Below are 25,473 nucleotides of genomic sequence, written 5' to 3'. Positions count from 1 at the left end.
CTTGAGTCCGCAACGTCGTGGTCTATGTTGGTGCGCACTTTACCCAAGATTAGCGAGGGAACATAAGTGATGTTTCTGTCAGAAAATCACAACGTCCCAGGGCCGACGCACACATGAATCGGCGCGACGGTGCCTTGGACCTGCTCAAATGGCTGGCATTGTTGTCGATGGTGCTCGATCACCTGCGATATGTCGGTTTTTCCGCCGATTGGCTGTACGTGCCGGGACGCCTGGCGTTCCCGTGGTTCTGCCTGGCGATGGCGGCGAACCTGGCGCGCAGCGGCGCCGATAATGCGCGATGGCGTTACCTGGGTTGGCTGTTGCTGTTCAGTGCCGTCAGCGAAATTCCTTATCGCTTGTTCATTCCCGACCCCGCCACCTTGAATGTCATGCCTACGTTGGTGCTTGGGTTATGGGTGGCACGCTGTTGGCAGACGCCCACCTTGGAAGCGCGCTGCCTGGCCGCGACGGCATTGCTGCTGGCGGTGCTGTTCTCGTCGCGGCTGATGTTCGGTTTCTTTGGTGTATTGCTGCCGCTGGTGATGTTGCTGCTATTCAAGCGTTCCTTGTATCTGGCCTTGTTGCCGGGATTGGTCTGTGTCGCGGCCAACCAATGGCGGGTGTTGTATGGCGCGGCGTGGCTGGGGGATGGGGTGGCGTTGTGGGGGCTGGTGGCTTGCCTGATCTCGCCATGGCTGGGGCTGGTGCTTTTGCGACAGGCGGGTCGTTTTCATCCACTGCCAATGCGGCGTTGGGCGTATGCATTGTATCCCGCGCATTTTCTAGTGCTGCTCGCGGTTCGCCAGATCGTCGCATAGCCCTTGTGGCGAGGGAGCTTGCTCCCGCTGGGCTACGAAGTAGCCCCAAGACCAAACACCTGGGTTTATCAGGTAGATCTGCTTGGGCCTTTCTGGGAGGGCTTCGCCCTCCAGCGGGAGCAAGCTCCCTCGCCACAGGGGGAGTGTTCCATTCCATTTGAGCACATGTCGTAAACGCACCTTTGCGTGGCGTCCATAGGCATTTGACATGCCTGCGCCAGCCATACCATCGCATCCAAAGGGCACGACCGAAACGGTCCGTGCCTCACCGAGACGAAAGGCGCACCGCCGCCGCTGGGAGAGACGCGATGTTCAGCAAGCAAGACCAAATCCAAGGCTACGATGATGCACTGCTGGCGGCGATGAACGCCGAAGAGCAACGCCAGGAAGATCACATCGAACTGATCGCGTCAGAGAACTACACCAGTAAGCGCGTGATGGAGGCCCAGGGCAGCGGCCTGACCAACAAGTACGCCGAAGGCTATCCGGGCAAGCGCTACTACGGTGGTTGCGAACACGTCGACAAAGTCGAAGCCCTGGCCATCGAGCGCGCCAAGCAGCTGTTTGGCGCCGATTACGCCAACGTCCAGCCGCACTCCGGTTCGTCGGCCAACAGCGCCGTGTACCTGGCCCTGCTGCAAGCCGGCGACACCATCCTGGGCATGAGCCTGGCCCACGGCGGTCACTTGACCCACGGCGCCAAGGTGTCGTCCTCGGGCAAGCTTTATAACGCGGTGCAATACGGCATCGACACCACCACGGGCCTGATCGACTACGACGAAGTCGAGCGCCTGGCGGTCGAGTGCAAGCCGAAGATGATCGTCGCCGGTTTCTCCGCTTACTCCAAGACCCTGGATTTCCCACGTTTCCGCCAGATCGCCGACAAGGTCGGTGCCCTGTTGTTCGTCGACATGGCCCACGTCGCTGGCCTGGTTGCCGCCGGCCTGTATCCGAACCCGCTGCCGTACGCCGACGTGGTCACCACCACCACCCACAAGACCCTGCGCGGTCCACGTGGCGGCCTGATCCTGGCCAAGGCCAACGAAGAAATCGAGAAAAAGCTCAACGCCGCGGTATTCCCCGGCGCCCAGGGCGGCCCGCTGATGCACGTGATCGCCGGCAAGGCGGTGTGCTTCAAGGAAGCGGCGGAGCCTGGCTTCAAGGCTTACCAGCAGCAAGTGATCGATAACGCCCAGGCCATGGCTGGCGTGTTCATCAAGCGCGGCTACGATGTAGTGTCCGGTGGTACCGATAACCACCTGTTCCTGGTCAGCCTGATCCGTCAGGGCCTGACCGGCAAGGACGCCGATGCTGCACTGGGCCGCGCCCACATCACCGTCAACAAGAACGCCGTGCCGAACGACCCGCAATCGCCGTTCGTGACGTCGGGCCTGCGTATCGGCACCCCGGCGGTGACCACCCGTGGCTTCAAGGTGACCCAGTGCGTCACGCTGGCCGGCTGGATCTGCGACATCCTCGACAACCTCGGCGATGCCGATGTCGAGGCCAATGTCGCGCAGCAAGTGGCGGCCCTGTGCGCGGACTTCCCGGTTTATCGCTGAGTCGGTTTTGGAGTAATGACTATGCAACGCTATTCGGGCTTCGGCCTCTTCAAACACTCACTCAGCCATCATGAAAACTGGCAGCGGATGTGGCGCACGCCGACCCCGAAAAAGGTCTACGACGTGGTCATCGTCGGCGGCGGCGGGCATGGCCTGGCGACTGCCTACTACCTGGCCAAGGAGCACGGCATCACCAACGTGGCCGTGGTCGAGAAGGGCTGGTTGGGTGGCGGTAACACCGCGCGCAACACCACCATCGTGCGCTCCAACTACCTGTGGGACGAATCGGCCCACCTGTACGAACACGCGATGAAACTCTGGGAAGGCCTGTCCCAGGACCTGAATTACAACGTGATGTTCTCCCAGCGTGGCGTCTACAACCTGTGCCACACCCTGCAGGACATCCGTGATTCCGAGCGTCGCGTCAGTGCCAACCGCCTCAACGGCGTGGACGGCGAGCTGCTCAACGCCAAGCAAGTGGCCGACGAGATCCCGTACCTGGATTGCTCGAAGAACACCCGTTACCCGGTGATGGGCGCCACCGTCCAGCGTCGCGGCGGCGTGGCCCGTCACGATGCCGTGGCCTGGGGCTTTGCCCGGGCGGCGGACGCCTTGGGCGTGGACCTGATCCAGCAGACCGAAGTGATCGGTTTCCGCAAGGAAAACGGCGTGTGCATCGGCGTGGAAACCAACAAGGGCTTCATTGGCGCCAAGCGCGTCGGCGTGGTCACTGCCGGTAACTCCGGGCACATGGCCAAGCTCGCCGGCTTCCGCCTGCCGATCGAATCCCACCCGCTGCAAGCGCTGGTGTCGGAGCCGATCAAGCCCATCATCGACAGCGTGATCATGTCCAACGCCGTGCACGGCTACATCAGCCAGTCCGACAAGGGCGACCTGGTGATCGGCGCCGGTATCGACGGCTACAACGGCTACGGCCAGCGTGGCTCGTACCCGGTGATCGAACACACGGTCCAGGCCATCGTCGAGATGTTCCCGGTGTTGTCCCGCGTGCGCATGAACCGTCAGTGGGGCGGCATCGTCGACACCACCCCGGATGCCTGCCCGATCATCTCCAAGACCCCGGTGCCGAACATGTTCTTCAACTGCGGTTGGGGCACCGGCGGCTTCAAGGCGACACCTGGCTCGGGCAACGTGTTTGCCGCGAGTCTGGCCAAGGGCGAAATGCACCCATTGGCCGCCCCTTTCTCCATCGACCGTTTCCACAACGGTGCGTTGATCGATGAACACGGCGCTGCTGCGGTTGCCCACTAACAGGAGAAATCCCCATGTTGCATATCTTCTGTCCTCACTGCGGCGAACTGCGCTCCGAAGAGGAATTCCATGCATCCGGCCAGGCGCATATCCCGCGTCCACTGGATCCGAACGCCTGCACCGACGAGGAGTGGGGCGACTACATGTTCTTCCGTGACAACCCACGCGGGTTGCACCATGAACTGTGGGACCACGTCGCCGGTTGCCGTCAGTACTTCAACGCGACCCGTGACACCGTGACCTACGAGATTCTCGAAACCTACAAGATCGGCCAAAAGCCGCAGTTCACCGACAAGGCTGACAGTCCGAAAGCGGCTGCACAGGCTCTGGGAGAGAAGGTATGAGCCAGATCAATCGCCTGTCCAACGGCGGACGGATCGACCGCAACAAAGTGCTGAGCTTCACCTTCAACGGCCAAACCTACAAAGGCTTCGAGGGCGACTCCCTGGCCGCTGCGCTGCTGGCCAACGGTGTCGACATCATCGGCCGCAGCTTCAAGTATTCCCGGCCGCGCGGCATTTACGCCGCCGGTGCCGAAGAGCCGAACGCGGTGCTGCAGATCGGTGCCACCGAAGCCACGCAAATCCCGAACGTGCGCGCCACGCAACAGGCGCTGTACCAGGGCCTGGTCGCCACCAGCACCAACGGCTGGCCGAACGTGAACAACGACATGATGGGGATTCTCGGCAAGGTCGGCGGCAAGCTGATGCCGCCGGGCTTCTACTACAAAACCTTCATGTACCCGCAATCGTTCTGGATGACTTACGAGAAGTACATCCGCAAGGCCGCGGGCCTGGGTCGCTCGCCGACCGAGAACGATCCGGACACCTACGACTACATGAACCGTCACTGCGACGTGCTGATCGTGGGCGCTGGCCCGTCTGGCCTGGCTGCCGCGTTGGCGGCTGGCCGCAGCGGTGCCCGCGTGATCCTGGCCGATGAGCAGGAAGAGTTCGGCGGCAGCCTGCTCGACTCCCGCGAGAGCCTGGACGGCAAGCCGGCGACCGAGTGGGTCGCGGCTGCGGTGGCTGAACTGCGCTCGATGCCCGAAGTGGTGTTGCTGCCTCGCGCCACCGTGAATGGCTACCACGACCATAACTTCCTGACCATCCACGAGCGCCTCACCGACCACCTCGGCGACCGCGCACCGATCGGCCAGGTTCGCCAGCGCATCAACCGCGTTCGTGCCAAGCGCGTGGTGTTGGCGACCGGCGCCTGCGAGCGGCCGCTGGTCTACGGCAACAACGACGTGCCGGGCAACATGCTGGCTGGCGCGGTTTCTACTTACATCCGCCGCTACGGCGTGGCGCCGGGCAAGAAACTGGTGCTGAGCACCAACAACGACCACGCCTATCGCGTGGCGCTGGACTGGTTCGACGCCGGCCTGCAAGTGATCGCCGTGGCCGATGCCCGCAGCAACCCACGGGGTGCGCTGGTGGAAGAAGCCCGCGCCAAGGGCATCCGTATCCTCACCGGCAGCGCCGTGATCGAGGCCCGTGGCAGCAAGCGCGTCACCGGGGCCCGTGTGGCTGCGATCGACGTTCGCGCCCACAAAGTCACCAGTCCTGGCGAATGGCTGGACTGCGACCTGGTGGCCAGCTCCGGCGGCTACAGCCCGGTGGTCCACTTGGCTTCGCACCTGGGCGGCAAGCCGATCTGGCGCGAAGACATCCTCGGTTTCGTACCGGGCGAAGCGCCGCAAAAGCGTGTCTGCGTCGGCGGTGTGAACGGCGTCTACAGCCTCGGCGATAGCTTGGCCGACGGTTTTGAAGGCGGCGTGCGCGCGGCCAGCGAAGCCGGCTTCAAGGCGGTGGAGGGCGTGCTGCCCAAAGCCCTGAGTCGTCATGAAGAACCGACCCTGGCGCTGTTCCAGGTGCCTCACGAAAAATCCACTGCCCGGGCGCCGAAGCAATTCGTCGACCTGCAGAACGACGTCACGGCCGCCGCCATCGAACTCGCCACCCGCGAAGGCTTCGAGTCGGTGGAACACGTCAAGCGCTACACCGCACTGGGCTTCGGCACCGACCAGGGCAAACTGGGCAACGTCAACGGCCTGGCCATCGCGGCCCGTTCGCTGAACGTGAGCATCCCGCAGATGGGCACCACCATGTTCCGTCCGAACTACACGCCGGTGACCTTCGGCGCGGTGGCGGGCCGGCACTGTGGGCACATCTTCGAGCCGGTGCGTTTCACCGCGCTGCATGCCTGGCATGTAAAAAACGGTGCCGAGTTCGAAGACGTCGGCCAGTGGAAGCGCCCTTGGTACTTCCCGAAGAATGGCGAAGACATGCATGCCGCGGTCAAGCGCGAATGCAAGGCCGTGCGTGACAGCGTCGGCCTGCTCGACGCCTCGACGCTGGGCAAGATCGACATCCAGGGCCCGGACGCCCGCGAGTTCCTCAACCGCGTCTACACCAACGCCTGGACCAAGCTCGACGTGGGCAAGGCCCGCTACGGCCTGATGTGCAAGGAAGACGGCATGGTCTTCGACGACGGCGTGACGGCCTGTCTGGCGGACAACCATTTCCTGATGACCACCACCACCGGCGGCGCCGCGCGCGTACTGCAATGGCTGGAGATCTATCACCAGACCGAATGGCCGGACCTGAAGGTGTACTTCACCTCGGTCACCGACCACTGGGCGACCATGACCCTGTCGGGCCCCAACAGCCGCAAGCTGCTGAGCCACGTCACCGACATCGACCTGGACAAGGACGCGTTCCCGTTCATGACCTGGAAAGAAGGCTTGGTGGGCGGCGTGCCGGCCCGGGTGTTCCGGATCTCGTTCACCGGTGAACTGTCGTACGAAATCAACGTGCAGGCCGACTACGCCATGGGCGTGCTCGAACAAATCGTCGAGGCCGGGAAGCAGTACAACCTGACCCCGTATGGCACCGAGACCATGCACGTACTGCGGGCCGAGAAGGGCTTCATCATCGTCGGCCAGGACACGGACAGCTCGATGACCCCGGACGACCTGAACATGGGCTGGTGCGTCGGCCGGACCAAACCGTTCTCGTGGATCGGCTGGCGCGGCATGAATCGCGAAGATTGCGTGCGTGAAGACCGCAAGCAACTGGTGGGCCTCAAGCCGATCGATCCGAATGTCTGGCTGCCGGAAGGCGCGCAACTGGTGTTCAACACCAAGCAGGCGATCCCGATGACCATGGTTGGCCACGTGACCTCCAGCTATGCCCACAACTCCCTGGGTTATTCGTTTGCCATGGGCGTGGTCAAGGGCGGCCTCAAGCGGATGGGCGAGCGCGTGTTCGCGCCATTGGCCGACGGCAGTGTGATCGAGGCAGAGATCGTTTCTTCGGTGTTCTTCGATCCGAAGGGGGATCGGCAGAATATCTAGTGGGCTTGAGGTCCTGTGGGAGACCGGCGATACCGCGCCGGCTTCATCGCGAGCAAGCTCGCTCCCACAGTTGATCGTGTAACCCTTGTGGGAGCGAGCTTGCTCGCGATGACGGCCTGACGGCCACCGCAAGGGTTTGACTCAACAGCATTCAGACAGGTGCTCCATATGACCGCAGTCAACGTGTACCAACAACGCCCAACCACCGGGGCCAAGGCCGAGTCGTCGCTGCACCATGCCGACCTCGCCAGCCTGGTGGGCAAGGGTCGCAAGAACGCCGGCGTGACCGTGCGCGAGAAAAAACTCCTGGGCCATTTGACCATTCGTGGCGACGGCCACGACCCGGCGTTCGCCGCCGGTGTCCACAAGGCCCTGGGCCTGGAATTGCCAGGTGCCCTGGCCGTCGTCATCAAGGGCGAGACCAGCCTGCAATGGCTCGGCCCGGATGAATGGCTGCTGGTGGTGCCCACCGGCGAAGAGTTCGCCGCCGAGCAGAAACTGCGTGAAGCCCTGGGCGACCTGCACATTCAGATCGTCAACGTCAGCGGCGGCCAGCAGATCCTCGAACTGTCCGGCCCGAACGTGCGCGACGTGCTGATGAAATCCACCAGCTACGATGTTCATCCCAGCAACTTTCCGGTGGGCAAGGCCGTGGGCACGGTGTTCGCCAAGTCGCAACTGGTGATCCGCCACACCGCTGAAGACACCTGGGAACTGGTGATCCGCCGCAGCTTCTCTGATTACTGGTGGCTGTGGTTGCAGGATGCCGCGGCGGAGTATGGGTTGAGCGTGCAGGCATAGGGACTAAAGCCGACCACGGCTTTTGTGGCGAGGGAGCTTGCTCCCGCTGGGCTGCGCAGCGGCCCTCGCTTTTGGCGGTTGCTGCGCAACCGAGCGGGAGCAAGCTCCCTCGCCACGGGGTTCTGCGTCGCTTCGTTAATTTTGAACAGGAGTCACCGCAATGAGCCGCGCCCCAGACACATGGATCTTGACTGCCGACTGCCCCAGCGTGCTCGGCACGGTGGACGCGGTGACCCGCTTTCTGTTCGAGCAGGGCTGCTACGTCACCGAGCACCACTCTTTCGACGACCGGCTCTCGGCGCGTTTCTTCATTCGTGTGGAGTTCCGCCAGCCCGACGGTTTTGACGAGCAGAACTTCCGTGCCGGCCTGGCCGAGCGCGCGCAAGCCTTCGGCATGGTCTTCGAACTGACGCCGCCCAACTACCGGCCCAAAGTGGTGATCATGGTCTCCAAGGCCGATCACTGCCTCAACGACTTGCTCTACCGCCAACGCATCGGCCAGTTGTCCATGGACGTGGTCGCCGTGGTCTCCAACCACCCCGACCTCAAGCCGCTGGCCGACTGGCACCAGATTCCCTACTACCATTTCCCCCTGGACCCGAACGACAAACCCGCCCAGGAGCGGCAGGTGTGGCAGGTGATCGAAGACACCGGCGCCGAACTGGTGATCCTTGCCCGCTACATGCAAGTGCTGTCGCCGGAGTTGTGCCGCAAGCTCGACGGCAAGGCGATCAATATCCATCACTCGCTGCTGCCGGGCTTCAAGGGCGCCAAACCTTATCACCAGGCCTACAACAAAGGCGTGAAACTGGTGGGTGCCACGGCGCACTACATCAACAACGACCTGGACGAAGGCCCGATCATCGCCCAGGGCGTGGAAGTGGTGGACCACAGCCACTATCCCGAAGACCTGATCGCCAAGGGCCGGGACATCGAAGGGCTCACGTTGGCGCGGGCGGTGGGGTATCACATTGAGCGAAGGGTGTTCTTGAACGCCAATCGTACTGTGGTTCTTTAGATTTTTGGGGCCGCTTCGCAGCCCATTCGCGAGCAGGCTCGCTCCCACAGGATCTGTGTCGGTCAGCAGATCTTGAACACACCGACGATCCACTGTGGGAGCGAGCCTGCTCGCGATGAGGCCCTTACAGACAACAAAGAAACAAAGCCACAAGCACTAACCCGAGCAATCAACGCGCTGCCTGCCTGGGCAACGCAGTTCCACAAAAACAACAGCGAGGTGAAAGCATGTCTGGTAATCGTGGTGTCGTGTATCTCGGCAACGGCAAGGTCGAAGTACAGAAAATCGACTATCCAAAAATGCAGGACCCGCGCGGCAGGAAGATTGAGCACGGTGTCATCCTGCGCGTGGTCTCCACCAACATCTGCGGCTCCGACCAGCACATGGTCCGCGGCCGTACCACTGCCCAGACCGGCCTGGTCCTGGGTCACGAAATCACCGGTGAAGTGATCGAAAAGGGCAGCGACGTCGAGAACCTGAAAATCGGTGACCTGGTGTCGGTGCCGTTCAACGTGGCTTGCGGGCGCTGCCGTTCCTGCAAGGAGCAACACACCGGTGTGTGCCTGACCGTCAACCCGGCCCGTGCCGGCGGTGCCTACGGTTACGTGGACATGGGCGACTGGACCGGCGGCCAGGCCGAATACGTGCTGGTGCCGTACGCTGACTTCAACTTGCTGAAACTGCCGGACCGCGACAAGGCCATGGAGAAAATCCGTGACCTGACCTGCTTGTCCGACATCCTGCCGACTGGCTACCACGGCGCCGTCACCGCCGGCGTTGGTCCTGGCAGCACCGTCTACATCGCCGGTGCCGGCCCGGTTGGCCTGGCCGCCGCTGCTTCCGCTCGCCTGCTGGGCGCGGCCGTGGTCATAATCGGCGACGTCAACCCGGTTCGCCTGGCCCACGCCAAGGCCCAGGGTTTCGAAATTGCCGACCTGTCCACCGATACACCGCTGCACGAGCAGATCGCCGCACTGCTGGGCGAGCCTGAAGTCGACTGCGCCGTCGATGCGGTAGGCTTCGAAGCCCGCGGCCACGGCCATGACGGCGTCAAGCACGAAGCCCCGGCCACCGTGCTCAACTCGTTGATGGGCGTGGTCCGCGTCGCCGGCAAAATCGGCATCCCCGGCCTCTACGTCACCGAAGACCCGGGCGCTGTCGATGCCGCCGCAAAAATGGGCAGCCTGAGCATCCGCTTCGGCCTGGGCTGGGCCAAATCCCACAGCTTCCACACCGGCCAGACCCCGGTAATGAAATACAACCGCCAGCTGATGCAGGCGATCATGTGGGACCGTATCAATATTGCTGAAATCGTTGGCGTACAGGTGATCAGCCTGGATGATGCGCCGAAGGGGTACGGCGAGTTTGATGCGGGTGTGCCGAAGAAATTTGTGATTGATCCGCACAAGTTGTTTAGTGCGGCGTAAGGTTGTAGGCAAGACGGAGAAAGGGCGACAGTGATGTCGCCCTTTTTATTGATATATAACTGGCCCTCAAGGTTGTTTATAGAGTTTCAGCTCTGCATTCCTCCAGGCCGGCTGAGGCGGGTAGCTATCGTCATCTTGATATGTCTCCCGATAACTATATATGCAGGTATTTGCTATAGGGCTGGACGTTTTTAACGTCATTTGGTAATCAGGTTCTAAAAAATTAGGGCCTACGGCTTCACCCCGCCAGATAATTTTTCCAGAGGTGTCCTTCACACTGTATTCGTCGTAGATCGTTCGGCCAGGAATGGGCTCCGGCCCCAAACGAAACACTATTTCTCCTACAGCGGGACAGTTTGCTGCGTTCGCAGCATGGGTGACGCCCAAGAGGCCAGCGACGCAAAGCAAGCCAATTATTAAACTGCGCATTTCATGTACTCCCTTGTGGATCGGAGTAACGATGATTGCTGAGCGTCGTGCTTGAGCCTACTGTCAGAAATAACAGTAGGGTAGACCAAACGAAAATAGCCGGCTGGCTGCTTCAGTCCAACGGGAGCAAGCTCCCTCGCCACGGTTACTGTTGGGCCGTTGCGGCCCCCGAAATCGTCGGTGTGCAGGTGATCAGCCTGGATGATGCGCCGAAGGGTCATGGCGAGTTTGATGCGGGTGTGTCGAAGAAGTTTGTGATTGACCGCATAAGTTGTTTAGTGCGGCGTAAGGCTGGAAGCTAGACGGGAGAAGGGCGACAGTGATGTCGCCCTTTTTATTTATCAGGCGCAAATCTCAATTATAAGTTCTGATCGGCTGTCGTCTGGCGGATTCTTTTGATTTGGGGGTGTTGGTGGATTACTGTTGAAGGGCGCTTTAGAGCGTGTCTAGACTCTAATAGCTTTGCTTTAGTGTGAGCGCTGAGAGTCATCTTCTTGGCGAGTTCGGCCATAGGGTTGGTGCTGCGTTGGGAACGTTTGGCAAAAGAAAGCAACGTCTCATTTTCTAAAACTTGCGACGGCAGATGGCCCTTCGACTTGCCCTTGCCAATGGATAGCAGCTCGGGATGCAGAAACAATGGAACCTCTTTCGCAGCCCCATTAAAGACTGGGCGTAAGTGGGATTTTACTAAGCCGTACATACCTTTGGATGTCAGTGATAGTTCCAGTAAATATTTGGATTCTATATTGCTCACGATGTTATCGAGAATGTGGGGTGCGCCTAAGAGTTTGTCAAATGGGCCTATGTTTTTGATTGGTTCCGATGTGACGGTTACTTTTTTTATCGCTGTCATGGCTTTAGGGAAGGGATATGACATCTGCCCCGGCCATCTGATATGTCCTGTCGGGTCCTGGTGATTCACTGGATCTCCAGCGCAATACGTATACGCATTCAACCCACCCTCCCCAAACGGACTCAAACTGTCCGGGCTGTTAAACCGCATCAACACCGGATTGAACGCCCGATACCCGTTGCCCAACAAATAATGCCCGGTCACCGGGTCCGGCCGTTCGCCGTTGAAGCCGAGCAGGCTGAGTAAACCGTTCTCCGCAGGGCGATGGCCGTAGGGTGTGTAGGCGAGGGGATGAGGCAGCGTGGTTTCGAGCGCGTACAGCACCGAGCGTTGCTGATCGGTGGCGAGCAAAGTGGTTTCGATGTCGTCATCCTGGCGCTGTTGTTGCGTCAGGAGTTGGTCGTCCTGCTGGAAAATCGAGCGTTTTACCGAGCCCTGGATTTCACTGGTCAGGCGCTCTTTCAGGTAGAAGCGCTGGGTGTGGGCTTGGGTGGCCGGCAGGAAACCGGCCAGGCGATCGAGAGGGTCATAGTGGTAGCGGCAAAGTAGCGTTTCGTCTGTAGCAGGCATGGGTTTGGCTCTGAATAAAAACTCCGACGGAGGTAGTAGGCTCAGGCAGATGCACAGGGTTTGTCCAGCTAGATCAAGTGTGTCCCCCAACCTGAAGGATTCTGACTATTCGAGCTTTTTCTTGAATCTCGAAAGTTACTCGCTCTCCTTTGCTAAGACGTATTTGATATTGCTGGCCAGTTAGTTTTTTAAGTTGTGTTTGGCCTGCCAGTCGGGAAGCTTCGGCTGCTGAGATGCCGTTATGATGAATTAAGTTTTGGAATATATCGAAACGTTCCTGTGCGGCCTTGGTTAAACCGCTTCGCGCGAACCTCGCGCCTTCTTTTGAGTAGATCCAACGGCGCTGTTCGGTGCCAATGAGGGGCTTTTTAACGGTTGCTTTGCTTGGTGTGTTGACTGTATTAGCTCCTTTCCCGCCAAGCGTGATCGACCGTGGTTCCGCAAATGCAGCGTTGGTTGCTGGGGATTGATGTATAGGCTTTACGCTATTGGCACGGCGAGCTAGAGAAAAGTGGGAGGGCGGAGGAAGATAAGCATTGGGAATAATCACTACCGAATTGTTGGTTCCGACTGCAGACACTGATGGTGGAGAAAGCGCTGCTGCTGGTAAGCTCAGGCGTCGCAATGACAAGGTTGCTAGGCTCTTGACCCCAGAGGGGCTCAGAAAACTCGCCGCTACCCACCAAGTGTGTCCTGTTGGATCATTCCAATTAACCGGATCTCCCACGCAATAGGCGTAAGTATTCAACCCACCTTCCCCAAACGGACTCAAACTGTCCGGGCTGTTAAACCGCATCAACACTGGATTGAACGCCCGATACCCATTACCCAACAAATAATGCCCCGTCACCGGATCCGGCCGTTCGCCGTTGAAGCCGAGCAGGCTAAGTAAGCCGTTTTCCGCAGGGCGATGACCGTAGGGTGTGTAGGCGAGGGGACGGGGCAGTGTGGCATCGAGCGCGTGCAGCACCGAACGTTGCTGATCGGCGGCGAGTAACGTGGTTTCGACGGCGCTCTCCTGGCGCTGTTGTTGCGCCAGGAGTTGGTCGGCCTGCTGGAAAATCGAGTGTTGTACCGAGCCTTGGATTTCGCTGGTCAGGCGTTCTTTCAGGTAGAAGCGCTGGGTGCGGGCCTGGGTCGAGGGTGTGCAGTTGACCAAGCGATCCAGTGGGTCGTAATGGTAACGGCAGAGCAAGGTTTTATCTGTGGAGGACATGGGGCTTTGCTCTGTGGGAAATACAGATAGCATCATCATGTTCAGGGAGAAGGGCGGTTGTCTAGCTAGCAGAAGTGTTAGGTTTGGTTGTCGGGTCTACTTAAATCAAACAAAATGATAACTAGGGGCCCTTATATGATTGGAGTGCGGTGTAAGTCCATAAGGTAAAGATTGGGGGATGGTGACGGATACAGAAGATAGCGTAAATATTTCCTTCGGTAGTTGGATTGTAACTCGCTTCGGGAGTCCAAGAATATTTCTAACGTTATCTTTTATCATCTGCCCCAGCGAGCCAGCTTTGTACGCGTTGAGCACGGCGATGGCGCCGCGAGTCAAGGCTCCTCCCACTAACGCTGCCGTGCCCGCGGCCGAGACCAAGGGGCCATACGTGTTGCCTGCAAGTTGCATGACTGCCCCCACAGCACTCATTGCGGAACCTGACAGACTGGCACGGGTGGCCCACAGCGCCGGACCATTAGCTTTAGGTCCTAAAATCATGCTCACTGGAACTATGCTGTGCAGCGCAATGGTTAAACCGCGTTGTATCGTCGGCAATATCCATTGGGCAAACTCGCCTGTTGGGTCCGTGTAATTAACAGGATCTCCCAAGGCATAGGCGTAAGCGTTTATTCCACCTTTATCGAAGGGGCTGCGCCTGTCCGGGCTGTTAAACCGCATCAACACCGGATTGAACGTCCGATAGCCATTACCCAACAAATAATGTCCCGTCAGCGGGTCCGGCCGTTCGCCGTTGAAGCCGAGCAGGCTGAGTAAACCGTTTTCCGCGGGGCGATGGCCGTAGGGTGTGTAGGCGAGGGCGCGGGGCTGTGTGGCATCGAGCGCATGCAGCACCGAGCGTTGCTGATCGGTGGCGAGCAAGGTGGTTTCGACGCCGCCGTCCTGGCGCTGTTGTTGCGCCAGGAGTCGGTCGTCCTGCTGGAAAATCGAGCGCTGTACCAAGCCCTGGATTTCGCTGGTCAGGCGTTCTTTCAGGTAGAAGCGCTGGGTGCGGGCCTGGGCTGATGGTGTGCAATCGGTCAGGCGATCCAGTGGGTCGTAGTGGTAACGGCAGAGCACGGTTTTATCTATGGAGGACATGGGCTTTGCTCTGTGGGAAATACAGATAGCACTATCATGTTCAGGGAGAAAGGCGGTTGTCTAGCTAGCACAAGTGTTAGGTTGTTTGCCAAGGCCAGCAACTCGTCGGTGATGATAGTCGGAGCGCTAGGGAAGATGTCCTACTCATTGTAACGAGAAATCGTTATTGTTGTTACCTAATTGGTCAGTGTTTTCGGCTAAGTTTGGTTTGGCGATTATAACAAGTTGCTTTATATGCGTGGAGGTCAAGATTTCGGTTTGGGGCTATAAGTGCTTGTAAACTGCTGGAAAAAAACAGCTTAGGGGCTTCTGATTGATCCTGTTGGACTAAATTTTTTGGTGTTATAGGGCGGTACAGTTATGTTTCCAATTTCTGTTTCGTTCGGGGATTTTAAAATGCGCACTGCTTTGGCTTTTTTTGTTTCTGTGGTACCGAGTTTTAGTAGTTTTCGTGAGTTGGAGTAAAGTCCAAATGCAATTGGTCCTGAAAATGCTTTCACGTCTTGGTTTGTTAATTGGGCAAAATGTTTGGCAAAAGAGGCGTCGGCTGAATGGCAGAAGATTAGTCTCGTGATTTTATATTCGTGTAGATTTACATGCTGGGTGATGTAGTCCCTGAACTCCACCGGTGTGAGGAGTTTTTCGTCTACAAGCACCTTGCCTGGTCGGCCATGGGCGACTATATTGAAGCGCGTGCCATTTTTGTAACTGTCCACAAAGGTAGTTACGTTACTTGCGATATTTTTAACCTGCTTGATCGGTTTTAAATCTAGATTTGAGGGAGCTACCGGGCTCGGTCTTCTAATTTTCAAGAAACTCTGGATGCCTTTCCATAAATTACCAACGTGTCCGGTAGGGTCATTCATATTTACTGGATCCCCTAGGCAATAGACATACGCGTTCATTCCCCCTTCACCGAACGGACTCCAGCTATCTGGACTGTTAAACCGCATCAACACCGGATTGAACGCCCGATAGCCATTACCCAACAAATAATGTCCCGTCACCGGATCAGGCCGTTCGCCGTTGAAGCCGAGCAGGCTGAGTAAGCCGTTTTCCTCAGAGCGATGGCCGTAAGGTGTGTAGGCGAGGGGATGAGGCTGTGTGGCATCGAGCGCGTGCAGCACCGAACGTTGCTGATCGGTGGCGAGTAACGTGGTTTCGACGGCGCTCTCCTGGCGCAGTTGTTGCGCCAGGAGTTGGTCGTCCTGTTGGAAAATCGAGCGTTGTACCGAGCCTTGGATTTCGCTGGTCAGGCGTTCTTTCAGATAGAAGCGCTGGGTGCGGGCCTGGGCCGATGGTGTGCAATCGACCAGGCGATCCAGTGGGTCGTAGTGGTAACGGCAGAGCAGCGTTTTGCGGTTCGCCGACATGGGGTCGTTCTCTGGAATGGAAGGCGTTTTATTCCGGCGTCACTCTCGTGGCCTGCATGCCTTTGTCGCCCTTTTCGATTTCAAAAAAAACCGTCTGCTTCTGTTTCAATGTTTTATAACCCTTGCCGGCGATGCCCGAGTAATGAACGAACAAGTCCTCGTCTCCATTGCCGCAGGTAATGAAGCCATAGCCCTTTACATCGTTAAACCACTTCACGGTTCCTTTGATTTGGTCGCTCATTTTTATTCTTCCTGCTTGCCGAATGAACAAAGGCACAGGGACGGTGGGTTGCCCAGAGCCTTTATCGTTGTCACGATTGAGCTTAGAGCCCGTATAAATGGCTGCCTACTGTCAACATTGACAGTAGGCAATACCGAGAGGAAATAACGGCTTGCGCATTGATAGTCGAATAACTGCCGCAGCGGTCAGGCCATGGCTTGTGCCTGCAAGCGGCGGCCAATCACGTCCAGCACGTCGCAGCCATCGCGCAACGGAATCGCCAGGAGCAGGGCGAAGTCGTGGAGGACGACGGCGTCGGAGCTGAGTTCTTCGCGAAAGGCGATGTTTTCCAACAGTTGGGTGACGGCGCGGATGCGGTAGGCGGCGGTTTCGTGGAGGACGTCGAGGGGGGCTTGGGTGTCGATGAGCAGGGCGGCGGGGGAGCAGTCGACGCCGGTGAGGGGCATGTATCGGTTCATTGGGCAAGATCTCAGCAGTTTAGTGGGAGCCGCCACTCACTCGTCGCCAAACGAATGGGTGGCAGTTGTACGCGGGTTGGCGAACCGAAAACTGCAAATCGGCAGACCCGAGAGTCTCCCGCGCACAACTGCCATAAGCAGTTTTGCGAGTGCAAAAGCCCGTGCCAAAAAGCAGGGCTTCTGACTGCAGTTTATCGAGTCGCCAAACCCGAGTCGCCATGTGGACGACGGGACAACTATAGGCATCGCGGATTGGCTTGGGCAAGGCTCGCTGTTGCGGGTGATTTCCCAAGTAGTTGTAAGATTTTTAGTCGACGGCGTTCGAGCGCTGTTGTGGCGAGGGAGCTTGCTCCCGCTGGGCTGCGAAGCGGCCCCAAAGCCAGTCACCGGGGTGTATCGGAAAGATGCCATCCGCTTCATTGGGGGGTGCTGCGCACCCCAGCGGGAGCAAGCTCCCTCGCCACGGTTACTCTTGGGCAGTAGCGGTCTCGACCCGTTCGCAGAATTCAGGGTAGAACCCTTTGGCGCTGGGGCCTCGGCAATAGGCTTGCGCCTGGGCCAGGGCGTCGCCGCTGAATGTCAGGCTGCGGGGCATGCCGGCAAAGGTTTCGTAGCCGCCTTGTTGGGTCTTGATGGCGTCGAACCCCGGCATGTCGTAGACCAGTTCCAGGTCATCCTCTGCAAGGATCCCCGCCTTGACCGTCACTTGCGTGTACTGCTTGCCCCCCGGCGCGCCATTGAGCGCCGCCAAGCCGTGGCCGACGACCCGTAGCATATGCGGAACCCAAGGCTCGCAGTCATCCGCGCAAGTGCCAGGACGGTAGCGCACGGTCAGCGTTTGTTGGTCGCGGGTCACGTCGGTCAAAGTCGGGTCGGAGCGCTTGATGCGGTGTTCGATGGTCAGCCAGGTTTTTTGTTCGTCGCTGGTGCCCTCGGCAACGACCGGATTCAGCGGACCGCGTTGGCATTCGTTGACGCCCAGGACGATGAGCATGCCGGTCAGGATGACCGCGAGGGTGGCGCCGCCGATTTGTACGTTCATGGACACACTCTGCTGGAGGAAGTCGCACTGTACGGTAAAGGGGGCAGGCGGTGGCAGAGCGCTTAGAGGGGGCGTGCTGGAACAGTGACGCGGTTGCCATTATCGATCAATAAATCAAGTTGAAGTAGTCGCCGTCCATCAACCTGCACAGTCGTGTATCCGCGCTTTCGCAGCGATTGCTTACCCACTTTGAAAAGGCCGGTTCCTGGATCTGTTGATAGTCCAGCTTCAGGTTGATCGCCCCGTACCTGCATGTGATGGTCGCACGGGAGGGTGTCTGCTCGCCTCCATCGTCCTTATGGATAACGTACTCGGCCCCTTCGAATTGCAACGATGCCGGGTTGACCACGTCCACCAGGCTTTCGCTCGCCCATTCGTGGTCGTCCTGTACATCGACGAAAAACACGTCTTCAACCGATTCGATGTTTCTGCGGATGTCAGTGACGGCGGGACAGGTTATTTCACCGGCCTGGACGTGGCCAATGATCAGCAAAAGCAGCACCGCGCCTCCAGCCAGTATTTTTTTCATGTGCCAGGCTCCAGGGCTCAGTTCAACGATTCACGGCTTTGGTCGGGCGGGTTACTGTCGAGGCTGACAGTTATTTATGTCAATTTTGAACTGTATATGGATGTTTGGTAACTTTTGGCTATATAAAAAAGCGCGGTTTTCGTTAAATCAGACAGTTCTTACGACCTCGGAAGAATTTTCTGTGGTGGCTATCGGCTATTAGCCTAATACCTTTAGGAACAATCTCCGCCCGCGCCAGTCCAAAGCACGCTTTACGCCGCTCATCATGGGCGGCTTTTTCGTGTTCAAGAGGATGTCCGGGATGAAGGTTTCACGCGGTTTTGCACTGTCTTGGCTGTTGATACTCGCCGCCAGCCCGGCCTTCGCGCAGTTCAGCCTTAGCGATGCCGCCAATGTGGTGTCGGCCATGCAGGGCAGCTCAGGCGAGGAAGAGGGTATGGTGGCCGCTGCACCGAAAGCGGCCGGGTTGCTCAACACCCTTGGATCGGAACTGAAAATCACGCCGGAACAGGCCATCGGCGGTGCCGGTGCGATGCTGGGGCTGGCGAAGAATCGGCTTAGCGAGCCGCAATTTTCCGAACTGAGCAAAAGTGTGCCGGGCCTGGATCAGATCGCCGGAAACAGCGCCATCGGCGGGCTCAATGGCTTGGGTGGTTTGCTCGGTGGCGGGTCGGATAACAATGCCTTGCTCGACGGCCTGCTGGGTAACGTCAAGGATACCGGCGACCTGAACAATGCCTTCAGCGCGCTGGGCATGGACAGCGGCATGATCGGCCAGTTTGCCCCGATCATTCTGCAGTACCTCGGCCAACAGGGCGTTGCCGGTTCGCTGCTGCAGAACCTGGGGGGGATTTGGGGGAATGGTGCGGGCGTTTGATGAGCGTGGCGACATCGAACATCCGCCACAGGGGTCTCAGAATCTCAAGCTGAGGTAGTCGGCGTTTTCCCGCCTGCACGTGTGAGGGAGCTGGCTGGCGCAACGCGTGTCCAGCCCCGGCATCAAGGTCGGTTCTTGGGCCGTGGGGTAATCCATCAGAACTGTTAGGTTCCCATCCCCTCGTTGCGCAATTGGGCGATGCGCCGGTCCTTTTCAGTCCAGAGCCGATTAACCCAGTCCTGCACCTGCTGGCGAAACACCGGGTCATTTTCGTAATCGCCCTGCCAGAGTGCCGGGTCCAGTTCGCGGGTCTGGATGTCGATGATGACCCGGGGCACTGCGCCGCTGATCAGGTCCCAGAACCCGGGAATGCGGTCTTGCGGATAGACCACGGTCACGTCCAGCACCGCGTCCAGTTGTTCGCCCATGGCCGCCAGCACGAACGCCACGCCGCCGGCCTTGGGCTTGAGCAGGTGGGTGAAGGGCGATTGCTGTTGTTGGCTTTTGGCGGCGGTGAAGCGGGTGCCTTCGAGGTAGTTGACCACGGTGACCGGTTGGCGCTTGAACAGCTCGCAGGCGGCCTTGGTGATTTCCAGGTCCTTGCCGGCCAGCTCCGGATTCTTTGCCAGGAACGCCTTGGTGTAGCGTTTCATGAACGGGTAATCCAAGGCCCACCAGGCCAGCCCCAGGAACGGCACCCAGATGAGTTCTTTCTTGAGGAAGAACTTGAAGAACGGCGTGCGCCGGTTGAGGGCCTGGACGAGGGCAGGGATGTCCACCCAGGATTGGTGATTGCTGATCACCAGGTAAGACGTATCGCCGCGCAGGTCCGCGCCGCCGCGGATGTCCCAGCGGGTGGGGATGCACAGGGCAAAGATCTGCTTGTCGATCTCGGCCCAGGTCTCGGCGATCCACATCACTGCCCACGAGGCATAGTCGCGAAAGCGCCCGGGCAGGACCAGTTTGAGCAGTGCGAACACCATCAGCGGTCCGAACAGCACCAGGGTGTTGAGCAACAGCAACAGGGTGACGAAACAGCCGGTGAGCAGGCGGCGCATAGATGACTCTTGCAAACGGGTGGGCGGGCCATGATAAGCAAGCTTCGGGTGGTAGGCCAAATCGGCTTGGACGAAAGTTTCACTTGGGCTTGGCTAGACTGGGCTGGCTTTTGTGGCCAGAGATTGCTCCCGCTGGGCCCAGTAGGAGCTGCCGAAGGCTGCGATCTTTTTGGACTCAAGTGTCTTTGGAAAGATCGCAGCCTCGTTTCACTCGACAGCTCCTACAGGGCCCAGCGGGAGCAATCTCTGGCCGCTGTGCGATCAACCGAACGAATTCATCAGCCACGGTCTAAAAAACCACGCCCACAATGGAAGCCCTAACTACATGAAATCAGTTCTCGCCCTGCTTTCCCTGATGGCCCTTCCGGTGCTGGCCGCCGAGCCAACCCTGTACGGGCGCTACGAATACATCGCGCTGCCGGAAATCGGCGGCGAAGTGCTCAAGGCCAAGATGGACACCGGCGCCCTGACCGCCTCGCTGTCGGCCAAGGACATCGAGACCTTCACCCGCGACGGCGACGATTGGGTGCGCTTCCGCCTGGCGACCAAGGACGCGGACAACAAGGTCTACGAACACAAGATCGCCCGCATCAGCAAGATCAAGACCCGTTCCGAAGAGGATGAGGACGACGACGAAAAGATCGCCCCCACCAAGCGCCCGGTGGTCGATCTGGAGTTGTGCCTGGGCAACGTCAAGCGCACGGTCGAGGTCAACCTGACCGACCGCAGCAGTTTCAATTACCCGTTGCTGATTGGGGCCAAGGCGTTGCGTGAGTTCGGGGCGGCGGTGAACCCGGCGCGGCGGTTTACGGCGGATAAGCCGGACTGCTGATTTCCCTGATTGACTCACCCCAAGCCTTGCGGCACCGTTCCGGCAACTTTACTGCCGGGCCCGCAAGCCATGCCTCATATTCTGATTGTCGAAGACGAAGCCGCCATCGCCGATACGCTGGTGTTTGCCCTGCAAGGGGAGGGGTTTGATACCACTTGGTTGAGCCTTGGCGCAGCCGCTCTTGAACACCAGAAAAACACCCCGGCGGACCTGATCATTCTCGATGTGGGCCTGCCGGATATCAGCGGATTCGAGACTTGTAAAAAAATCAGACGTTTCAGCGACGTTCCGGTCATCTTTCTGACAGCCCGGGATGGCGAGATCGACCGGATCGTGGGCTTGGAAATCGGTGCCGACGATTATGTAGTCAAACCCTTCAGCCCCCGCGAAGTGGCGGCCAGGGTCCGGGCGATCCTCAAGCGCGTGGCGCCGCGGCCGGTGGCGGAGGTGGGCACGGCGTTGTTTCAGGTCGATGCCGACCGCGTGCAAATCAACTATCGCGGCACCCCGCTGAACCTCACCCGCCACGAATTTCGCCTGCTCAATTGCCTGCTGGAGCAGCCCGAGCGGGTTTTCAGCCGCGAACAATTGCTCGATGCCCTGGGCGTTGCCAGCGATGCCGGCTACGAGCGCACCATCGACAGCCACATCAAGAGCGTGCGCGCCAAATTGCGCCTGGTCCGCGCCGAGGCCGAGCCGATCCAGACCCATCGAGGCCTGGGCTACAGCTACAGCCCGGGGCACAGCTGATGTCGCTGGGGATCCGGATTTTCCTGGTGTATGTGCTGTTTATCGCCCTGACCGGTTATTTCGTGCTCAACACGGTCATGGAGGAAATCCGCCCCGGCGTGCGCCAGTCCACCGAGGAAACCCTGGTGGACACTGCCAACCTGATGGCCGAGATCCTGCGGGACGATTTCAAGGCCGGCACCCTCAACCAGAATCGTTGGCCACAATTGCTCAGGGCTTATGGCGAGCGCCAGCCGGCGGCGACGATCTGGGGCTTGCCGAAAAACCAGGTCAGCCATCGCATCTATGTCACCGATGCCAAGGGTATCGTGGTGCTCGATTCCAGTGGCGTGGCGGTGGGACAGGATTATTCACGTTGGAACGACGTCTACCTGACCCTGCGCGGCCACTACGGCGCCCGTTCGAGTCGCAGCGATCCGGACGATCCGGCGTCTTCGGTGATGCACGTCGGTGCGCCGATTCGCGACAACGGCCGGATCATTGGCGTTGTCACCGTCGCCAAGCCCAACAGTTCCTTGCAGCCTTATGTCGATCGCACCGAGCGGCGGCTGTTGATCTATGGTGCCGGGCTGGTCGCCCTGGGCTTGTTGCTGGGCGGCTTGTTGTCCTGGTGGCTCAGCGCGGCACTGCGGCGTTTGACGATCTACGCCCAGGCGGTCAGCCAGGGGCGTCGGGTGGAAGTGCCGCATTATCGTGGCGGTGAATTCGAGCAACTGGCCGGTGCGGTGGAGCACATGCGCACCCAACTCGAAGGCAAGGCCTACGTCGAGCGTTACGTGCACACGCTCACTCACGAACTCAAGAGCCCGCTGGCGGCGATTCGTGGCGCTGCCGAGCTGCTGCAAAGCGACATGCCCGCTGCCCAGCACCAGCGCTTTGTCAGCAACATCGACAATGAAAGCGTGCGCATGCAGCAGTTGATCGAGCGCTTGCTCAACCTGGCCCAGATCGAGCAGCGCCAAGGGCTGGAGGAAGAAGTCGCAGTGCCGCTGGCGGCGCTGATGGCTGAGTTGCTGGAAGCGCGCGGCGGTTGGATTGAAAGTCGCCAGTTGACGGTTGAACAGCAGATCGCTGGCGACCTGGCACTGACGGGAGAGCCGTTCCTGTTGCGCCAGGCCTTGGGCAATCTGCTGGAAAACGCCTTGGACTTCACCCCCATCAACGGCCTGCTGCGAGTGAGCGCCGAGCGCCGTGGGAATCGTGTCGAGATCCGCCTGTTCAATCAGGCCGCGCCGATCCCCGACTACGCACTGCCGCGCTTGAGCGAGCGCTTCTATTCCCTGCCGCGCCCGGACAGCGGCCGCAAGAGCACCGGCCTGGGGCTCAACTTTGTCGAAGAAGTGGTGCAGTTGCATGGGGGGCAATTCAGTATTGGCAATGTCGAGGGTGGGGTGGAGGTGGTGCTGAGGTTGCCCTGAACACCCAGTTACTCAGTTTGGAACACTCTTGTGGCGAGGGAGCTAGCTCCCGCTGGGCTGCGAAGCGGCCCCTTTTGCGACTGCTTCGCAGCCGAGCGGGAGCAAGCTCCCTCGCCACAGGTTTCATGGGTCAGGTGGATTTCAGTCTCCACACAATCTCCACATTTCCCCCATAAACCCCTCACACAACCACCCCAGACTCTCCCTCATTCGAACAGGGAGAGCCCCACATGAACCGCAGCCTCGCCATTAAACTGGGCATGATCGCCCTCTTGATCCTCTTGCTGATGATCCCGCTGTTGATGATCAATGGCCTCATCGACGAGCGCCAGGAGTTGCGCGACGGTGTGCTGCAGGACATCGCCCGCAGCTCCAGCTACAACCAGCAACTGATCGGGCCGATGATCGTGGTGCCGTTTCGCAAGAGCGTGAAGGTCTGGAACACCAACGAGAAGACCGGTGTGCGTTTCCTGGAAACCGTCGAACGAACAGGCGAGTTATATTTTTTGCCTGAGCAATTCGAGCTCGACGGCCAGATCCGCACTGAAACCCGTGCCCGGGGCATCTACGAAGCGCGGATGTTCCACGCCGACAACCGTATCGATGGCCGCTTCAAGGTGCCTGAGCGCTACGGTGTCGCTGCCAAGGACTTTGCCGATTACCGTTTTGACGAGCCGTACCTGAGCGTCGGCATCAGCGATATTCGTGGCATCGAGAATGCGTTGACCTTGACGCTGAACCAGCAGACCGTTGATTTCCTGCCCGGCTCGCGACTCGGCTGGCTGGGGCAGGGCGTGCATGTGCCGCTGCCGATGATCACCGCCCAGGGCGGCCCCGAGCTGACCTTCGGTTTTGACCTGCGCCTGCAAGGCACGGGCGACTTCCAGATTCTGCCGGTGGGCAAATCCACCAAGGTGCACCTGTCGGCCGACTGGCCACACCCCAGCTTCATCGGCAACTACCTGCCCACCAACCGCGAGATCAATGAGCAGGGTTTCAGCGCTGACTGGCAAACGTCGTTTTTCTCCACCAACCTGTTGGAAACGCTGCAAGCCTGCGAGCCTAGCGATAGCTGTGAAGCGTTCCGCAGCCGTGCCTTCGGGGTGAGCTTCATCGATCCGGTGGACCAATACCTCAAGAGCGACCGGGCGATTAAATATGCGTTGCTGTTCGTCGCGCTGACCTTCGCCGGCTTCTTCCTTTTCGAAGTGCTCAAGAGCCTGGCGGTGCACCCGGTCCAGTACGCCTTGGTGGGCGTGGCGCTGGCATTCTTCTACCTGCTGCTGTTGTCGTTGTCGGAGCACATCGGCTTCACCCTGGCGTACCTGGTGTCGGCCAGTGCCTGTGTCGTATTGATCGGGTTTTATGTCTGCCATGTGCTGCGCAGCGTGAGCCACGGCCTCGGGTTTTCGGCGGGGCTGGCGGGCTTGTACGGCTTGCTCTACGGCCTGTTGAGCGCTGAGGACTACGCACTGTTGATGGGGTCGCTATTGTTGTTCAGCCTGTTGGGCGTGTTCATGGTGTTGACCCGCAAGCTGGACTGGTATGGGGTCGGGTCGAAGCCGGCCGCGGCGATGAACTTCGAGTTGGGAGAGGTGAAGTGAGCCGGTCGCTGGGGTTGCGGGAGGACCAACGGGTGCGTGAAGTGTTGGTGATGCGCATTGCTGGGTTGTTTCCGCTGGATCCGTGCGCTGCCATCGCGAGCAAGCTCGCTCCCACAAAGAACACCACAGTCCCCTGTGGGAGCGAGCTTGCTCCGGGCGGCGTTCCGACGATGAGGCCGGCACGGTTAACGCAAGGCTAAACCCTGGGCACCGTCTCGATCATCGAGGGCCGCACGCTCACCTCGGCAAACCACTGCGCCAATTGCGGATTGGCCTTGCGCCACTCCAGGTCGGGATGGCGCAGGTCCAGGTAGCCCAGGGCGCAGGCCACGCTGATGGAGGCCACGTCGAAATGGCTGGCCAATTCGGCAATCGCCTCGGCTTCGAGCAGGCCCAGGGCACGGCGAATCTTGTCCCGTTGCGCATCGAGCCATTCGTCCCAGTGTTTTTCCACGGGGCGTAGCGCGGTTTCGTAGCGGATCATCACCGCCGCATCCATGATCCCGTCGGCCAGGGAGGCGAGGGTCAGGCGCCGCCAGCGCGCCGCGCCGTCCCGGGGGATCAACGGGTTGCCAACGTGCTGGTGGTCGAGGTAATCGAGGATCACGCGACTGTCATGGATCACTGTTCCGTTGGCCAGGCGCAGGGCCGGGATCTTGCTCAACGGGTTGTCATCGATGAGCGCCCGGTCCGGCTTGACCGGCGTGAGCTGGCTAAGCTGCAACGCCACGCGGTCTTGCTGGCCGGTTTCGTGCAGCAGCACCAGGACCTTGCGCACGAAGGGCGAAGCGGGATTGTGGAACAGCGTCATGCTGGGGGTGGACATGCGGGTATCCTCGATTGGGCGGCAGGGGCTTAGCCTAGACAGT

Annotated in this window: 23 protein-coding genes and 1 pseudogene; 14 read left to right on the top strand and 10 right to left on the bottom strand. The window is 59.6% G+C overall.

What is annotated here, in order from left to right:
* Positions 1-113: 113 nt before the first annotated feature.
* From ACIPQ1_RS22655 to ACIPQ1_RS22615, 9 genes and pseudogenes are all read left to right on the top strand, one after another.
* Entirely contained in the window at positions 114-818 is a 705-nt protein-coding gene (locus ACIPQ1_RS22655) for a TraX family protein (protein ID WP_446534807.1), read from the top strand.
* A gap of 308 nt (positions 819-1,126) precedes the next feature.
* A complete protein-coding gene (gene glyA / locus ACIPQ1_RS22650) occupies positions 1,127-2,380 on the top strand; it encodes a serine hydroxymethyltransferase (RefSeq protein WP_207967332.1) in 1,254 nt (417 codons plus the stop codon).
* A gap of 21 nt (positions 2,381-2,401) precedes the next feature.
* Entirely contained in the window at positions 2,402-3,652 is a 1,251-nt protein-coding gene (locus ACIPQ1_RS22645; RefSeq protein ID WP_003177603.1) for a sarcosine oxidase subunit beta, read from the top strand.
* 14 nt (positions 3,653-3,666) lie between these two features.
* A complete protein-coding gene (locus ACIPQ1_RS22640; RefSeq protein ID WP_186707145.1) occupies positions 3,667-3,996 on the top strand; it encodes a sarcosine oxidase subunit delta in 330 nt (109 codons plus the stop codon).
* Positions 3,993-7,010, top strand: a complete 3,018-nt coding sequence (locus ACIPQ1_RS22635; RefSeq protein WP_186729146.1) for a sarcosine oxidase subunit alpha — start codon at positions 3,993-3,995, stop codon at positions 7,008-7,010. The genes ACIPQ1_RS22640 and ACIPQ1_RS22635 overlap by 4 nt, the downstream gene beginning before the upstream one ends.
* Before the next feature lie 168 nt (positions 7,011-7,178).
* Positions 7,179-7,811: a sarcosine oxidase subunit gamma gene (locus tag ACIPQ1_RS22630; protein WP_250965666.1), complete on the top strand. Its 633-nt coding sequence runs from the start codon at positions 7,179-7,181 to the stop codon at positions 7,809-7,811.
* A 160-nt stretch (positions 7,812-7,971) separates the two neighbouring features.
* On the top strand, positions 7,972-8,829 hold the full coding sequence (gene purU / locus ACIPQ1_RS22625) for a formyltetrahydrofolate deformylase (protein WP_039590651.1): 858 nt from the start codon (positions 7,972-7,974) through the stop codon (positions 8,827-8,829).
* 227 nt (positions 8,830-9,056) lie between these two features.
* Entirely contained in the window at positions 9,057-10,256 is a 1,200-nt protein-coding gene (gene fdhA / locus ACIPQ1_RS22620; RefSeq protein ID WP_122566627.1) for a formaldehyde dehydrogenase, glutathione-independent, read from the top strand.
* A 599-nt stretch (positions 10,257-10,855) separates the two neighbouring features.
* A pseudogene (locus ACIPQ1_RS22615) lies at positions 10,856-10,974 on the top strand (hypothetical protein); the annotation flags it as partial.
* Between the two features lie 69 nt (positions 10,975-11,043).
* On the opposite strand, the gene ACIPQ1_RS22610 reads toward ACIPQ1_RS22615, so the two are convergent.
* The 8 genes from ACIPQ1_RS22610 to ACIPQ1_RS22575 all read right to left on the bottom strand — a co-directional run bounded on the left by ACIPQ1_RS22610 (position 11,044) and on the right by ACIPQ1_RS22575 (position 18,065).
* A complete protein-coding gene (locus ACIPQ1_RS22610) occupies positions 11,044-12,108 on the bottom strand; it encodes an RHS repeat-associated core domain-containing protein (protein WP_411385826.1) in 1,065 nt (354 codons plus the stop codon).
* 73 nt (positions 12,109-12,181) lie between these two features.
* A complete protein-coding gene (locus ACIPQ1_RS22605; protein WP_411385825.1) occupies positions 12,182-13,324 on the bottom strand; it encodes an RHS repeat-associated core domain-containing protein in 1,143 nt (380 codons plus the stop codon).
* Between the two features lie 105 nt (positions 13,325-13,429).
* Positions 13,430-14,422: an RHS repeat-associated core domain-containing protein gene (locus tag ACIPQ1_RS22600; protein WP_446534806.1), complete on the bottom strand. Its 993-nt coding sequence runs from the start codon at positions 14,420-14,422 to the stop codon at positions 13,430-13,432.
* Between the two features lie 299 nt (positions 14,423-14,721).
* The gene (locus ACIPQ1_RS22595) at positions 14,722-15,795 is read right to left on the bottom strand and encodes an RHS repeat-associated core domain-containing protein (RefSeq protein WP_446534805.1); all 1,074 of its coding nucleotides are present in this window, start codon (positions 15,793-15,795) and stop codon (positions 14,722-14,724) included.
* A gap of 28 nt (positions 15,796-15,823) precedes the next feature.
* Positions 15,824-16,036 carry a cold-shock protein gene (locus tag ACIPQ1_RS22590; protein WP_250965660.1) on the bottom strand — a complete coding sequence of 71 codons (213 nt, stop codon included), beginning with the start codon at positions 16,034-16,036 and terminating at the stop codon, positions 15,824-15,826.
* A 185-nt stretch (positions 16,037-16,221) separates the two neighbouring features.
* The gene (locus ACIPQ1_RS22585; RefSeq protein ID WP_018603560.1) at positions 16,222-16,494 is read right to left on the bottom strand and encodes a hypothetical protein; all 273 of its coding nucleotides are present in this window, start codon (positions 16,492-16,494) and stop codon (positions 16,222-16,224) included.
* Between the two features lie 466 nt (positions 16,495-16,960).
* The gene (locus tag ACIPQ1_RS22580) at positions 16,961-17,536 is read right to left on the bottom strand and encodes a hypothetical protein (RefSeq protein WP_411385821.1); all 576 of its coding nucleotides are present in this window, start codon (positions 17,534-17,536) and stop codon (positions 16,961-16,963) included.
* Positions 17,537-17,642: 106 nt separating this feature from the next.
* On the bottom strand, positions 17,643-18,065 hold the full coding sequence (locus ACIPQ1_RS22575; RefSeq protein WP_411385820.1) for a DUF3757 domain-containing protein: 423 nt from the start codon (positions 18,063-18,065) through the stop codon (positions 17,643-17,645).
* Positions 18,066-18,366: 301 nt separating this feature from the next.
* Between ACIPQ1_RS22575 and ACIPQ1_RS22570 the strand changes: the two genes are divergently transcribed.
* A complete protein-coding gene (locus ACIPQ1_RS22570) occupies positions 18,367-18,942 on the top strand; it encodes a DUF2780 domain-containing protein (RefSeq protein ID WP_250962094.1) in 576 nt (191 codons plus the stop codon).
* A 164-nt stretch (positions 18,943-19,106) separates the two neighbouring features.
* Here the strand turns inward: ACIPQ1_RS22570 and ACIPQ1_RS22565 are convergent, their stop codons facing one another.
* The gene (locus ACIPQ1_RS22565; RefSeq protein WP_411385819.1) at positions 19,107-20,000 is read right to left on the bottom strand and encodes an acyltransferase; all 894 of its coding nucleotides are present in this window, start codon (positions 19,998-20,000) and stop codon (positions 19,107-19,109) included.
* A gap of 325 nt (positions 20,001-20,325) precedes the next feature.
* Here ACIPQ1_RS22565 and rloA2 point away from each other — a divergent pair, with 325 nt between their 5' ends.
* The 4 genes from rloA2 to creD all read left to right on the top strand — a co-directional run bounded on the left by rloA2 (position 20,326) and on the right by creD (position 24,604).
* On the top strand, positions 20,326-20,832 hold the full coding sequence (rloA2, locus tag ACIPQ1_RS22560) for a retropepsin-like aspartic peptidase RloA2 (protein ID WP_411385818.1): 507 nt from the start codon (positions 20,326-20,328) through the stop codon (positions 20,830-20,832).
* Between the two features lie 69 nt (positions 20,833-20,901).
* Complete coding sequence (creB, locus tag ACIPQ1_RS22555; RefSeq protein WP_186706919.1) at positions 20,902-21,582, top strand: two-component system response regulator CreB; 681 nt, start codon at positions 20,902-20,904, stop codon at positions 21,580-21,582.
* A complete protein-coding gene (gene creC / locus ACIPQ1_RS22550; protein ID WP_411385817.1) occupies positions 21,582-23,000 on the top strand; it encodes a two-component system sensor histidine kinase CreC in 1,419 nt (472 codons plus the stop codon). The genes creB and creC overlap by 1 nt, the downstream gene beginning before the upstream one ends.
* 230 nt (positions 23,001-23,230) lie before the next feature.
* Entirely contained in the window at positions 23,231-24,604 is a 1,374-nt protein-coding gene (gene creD, locus ACIPQ1_RS22545) for a cell envelope integrity protein CreD (protein WP_446534804.1), read from the top strand.
* Between the two features lie 196 nt (positions 24,605-24,800).
* On the opposite strand, the gene ACIPQ1_RS22540 is transcribed toward creD, so the two are convergent.
* On the bottom strand, positions 24,801-25,430 hold the full coding sequence (locus tag ACIPQ1_RS22540; RefSeq protein WP_411385815.1) for a glutathione S-transferase: 630 nt from the start codon (positions 25,428-25,430) through the stop codon (positions 24,801-24,803).
* Between the last annotated feature and the right edge of the window lie 43 nt (positions 25,431-25,473).

Source organism: Pseudomonas sp. LARHCG127 (genome assembly GCF_052871455.1).
Note: the sequence above shows the minus strand (reverse complement) of the source record. Positions and strands in the feature narration are given on the sequence as shown.

Excerpts from the sequence above, each read along its gene's own strand:
- ACIPQ1_RS22610 (WP_411385826.1), bottom strand. The coding sequence starts at position 12,108 with ATGCCTGCTACAGACGAAACGCTACTTTGCCGCTACCACTATGACCCT.
- ACIPQ1_RS22600 (WP_446534806.1), bottom strand. The coding sequence starts at position 14,422 with ATGTCCTCCATAGATAAAACCGTGCTCTGCCGTTACCACTACGACCCA.
- ACIPQ1_RS22565 (WP_411385819.1), bottom strand. The coding sequence starts at position 20,000 with ATGCGCCGCCTGCTCACCGGCTGTTTCGTCACCCTGTTGCTGTTGCTC.
- ACIPQ1_RS22640 (WP_186707145.1), top strand. The coding sequence starts at position 3,667 with ATGTTGCATATCTTCTGTCCTCACTGCGGCGAACTGCGCTCCGAAGAG.
- purU (WP_039590651.1), top strand. The coding sequence starts at position 7,972 with ATGAGCCGCGCCCCAGACACATGGATCTTGACTGCCGACTGCCCCAGC.
- ACIPQ1_RS22580 (WP_411385821.1), bottom strand. The coding sequence starts at position 17,536 with ATGAACGTACAAATCGGCGGCGCCACCCTCGCGGTCATCCTGACCGGC.
- creB (WP_186706919.1), top strand. The coding sequence starts at position 20,902 with ATGCCTCATATTCTGATTGTCGAAGACGAAGCCGCCATCGCCGATACG.
- ACIPQ1_RS22645 (WP_003177603.1), top strand. The coding sequence starts at position 2,402 with ATGCAACGCTATTCGGGCTTCGGCCTCTTCAAACACTCACTCAGCCAT.
- rloA2 (WP_411385818.1), top strand. The coding sequence starts at position 20,326 with ATGAAATCAGTTCTCGCCCTGCTTTCCCTGATGGCCCTTCCGGTGCTG.
- glyA (WP_207967332.1), top strand. The coding sequence starts at position 1,127 with ATGTTCAGCAAGCAAGACCAAATCCAAGGCTACGATGATGCACTGCTG.
- ACIPQ1_RS22655 (WP_446534807.1), top strand. The coding sequence starts at position 114 with ATGAATCGGCGCGACGGTGCCTTGGACCTGCTCAAATGGCTGGCATTG.
- ACIPQ1_RS22590 (WP_250965660.1), bottom strand. The coding sequence starts at position 16,036 with ATGAGCGACCAAATCAAAGGAACCGTGAAGTGGTTTAACGATGTAAAG.
- creD (WP_446534804.1), top strand. The coding sequence starts at position 23,231 with ATGAACCGCAGCCTCGCCATTAAACTGGGCATGATCGCCCTCTTGATC.
- ACIPQ1_RS22605 (WP_411385825.1), bottom strand. The coding sequence starts at position 13,324 with ATGTCCTCCACAGATAAAACCTTGCTCTGCCGTTACCATTACGACCCA.
- ACIPQ1_RS22540 (WP_411385815.1), bottom strand. The coding sequence starts at position 25,430 with ATGTCCACCCCCAGCATGACGCTGTTCCACAATCCCGCTTCGCCCTTC.
- ACIPQ1_RS22575 (WP_411385820.1), bottom strand. The coding sequence starts at position 18,065 with ATGAAAAAAATACTGGCTGGAGGCGCGGTGCTGCTTTTGCTGATCATT.
- ACIPQ1_RS22635 (WP_186729146.1), top strand. The coding sequence starts at position 3,993 with ATGAGCCAGATCAATCGCCTGTCCAACGGCGGACGGATCGACCGCAAC.
- fdhA (WP_122566627.1), top strand. The coding sequence starts at position 9,057 with ATGTCTGGTAATCGTGGTGTCGTGTATCTCGGCAACGGCAAGGTCGAA.
- ACIPQ1_RS22570 (WP_250962094.1), top strand. The coding sequence starts at position 18,367 with ATGAAGGTTTCACGCGGTTTTGCACTGTCTTGGCTGTTGATACTCGCC.
- ACIPQ1_RS22630 (WP_250965666.1), top strand. The coding sequence starts at position 7,179 with ATGACCGCAGTCAACGTGTACCAACAACGCCCAACCACCGGGGCCAAG.
- ACIPQ1_RS22595 (WP_446534805.1), bottom strand. The coding sequence starts at position 15,795 with ATGTCGGCGAACCGCAAAACGCTGCTCTGCCGTTACCACTACGACCCA.
- ACIPQ1_RS22585 (WP_018603560.1), bottom strand. The coding sequence starts at position 16,494 with ATGAACCGATACATGCCCCTCACCGGCGTCGACTGCTCCCCCGCCGCC.
- creC (WP_411385817.1), top strand. The coding sequence starts at position 21,582 with ATGTCGCTGGGGATCCGGATTTTCCTGGTGTATGTGCTGTTTATCGCC.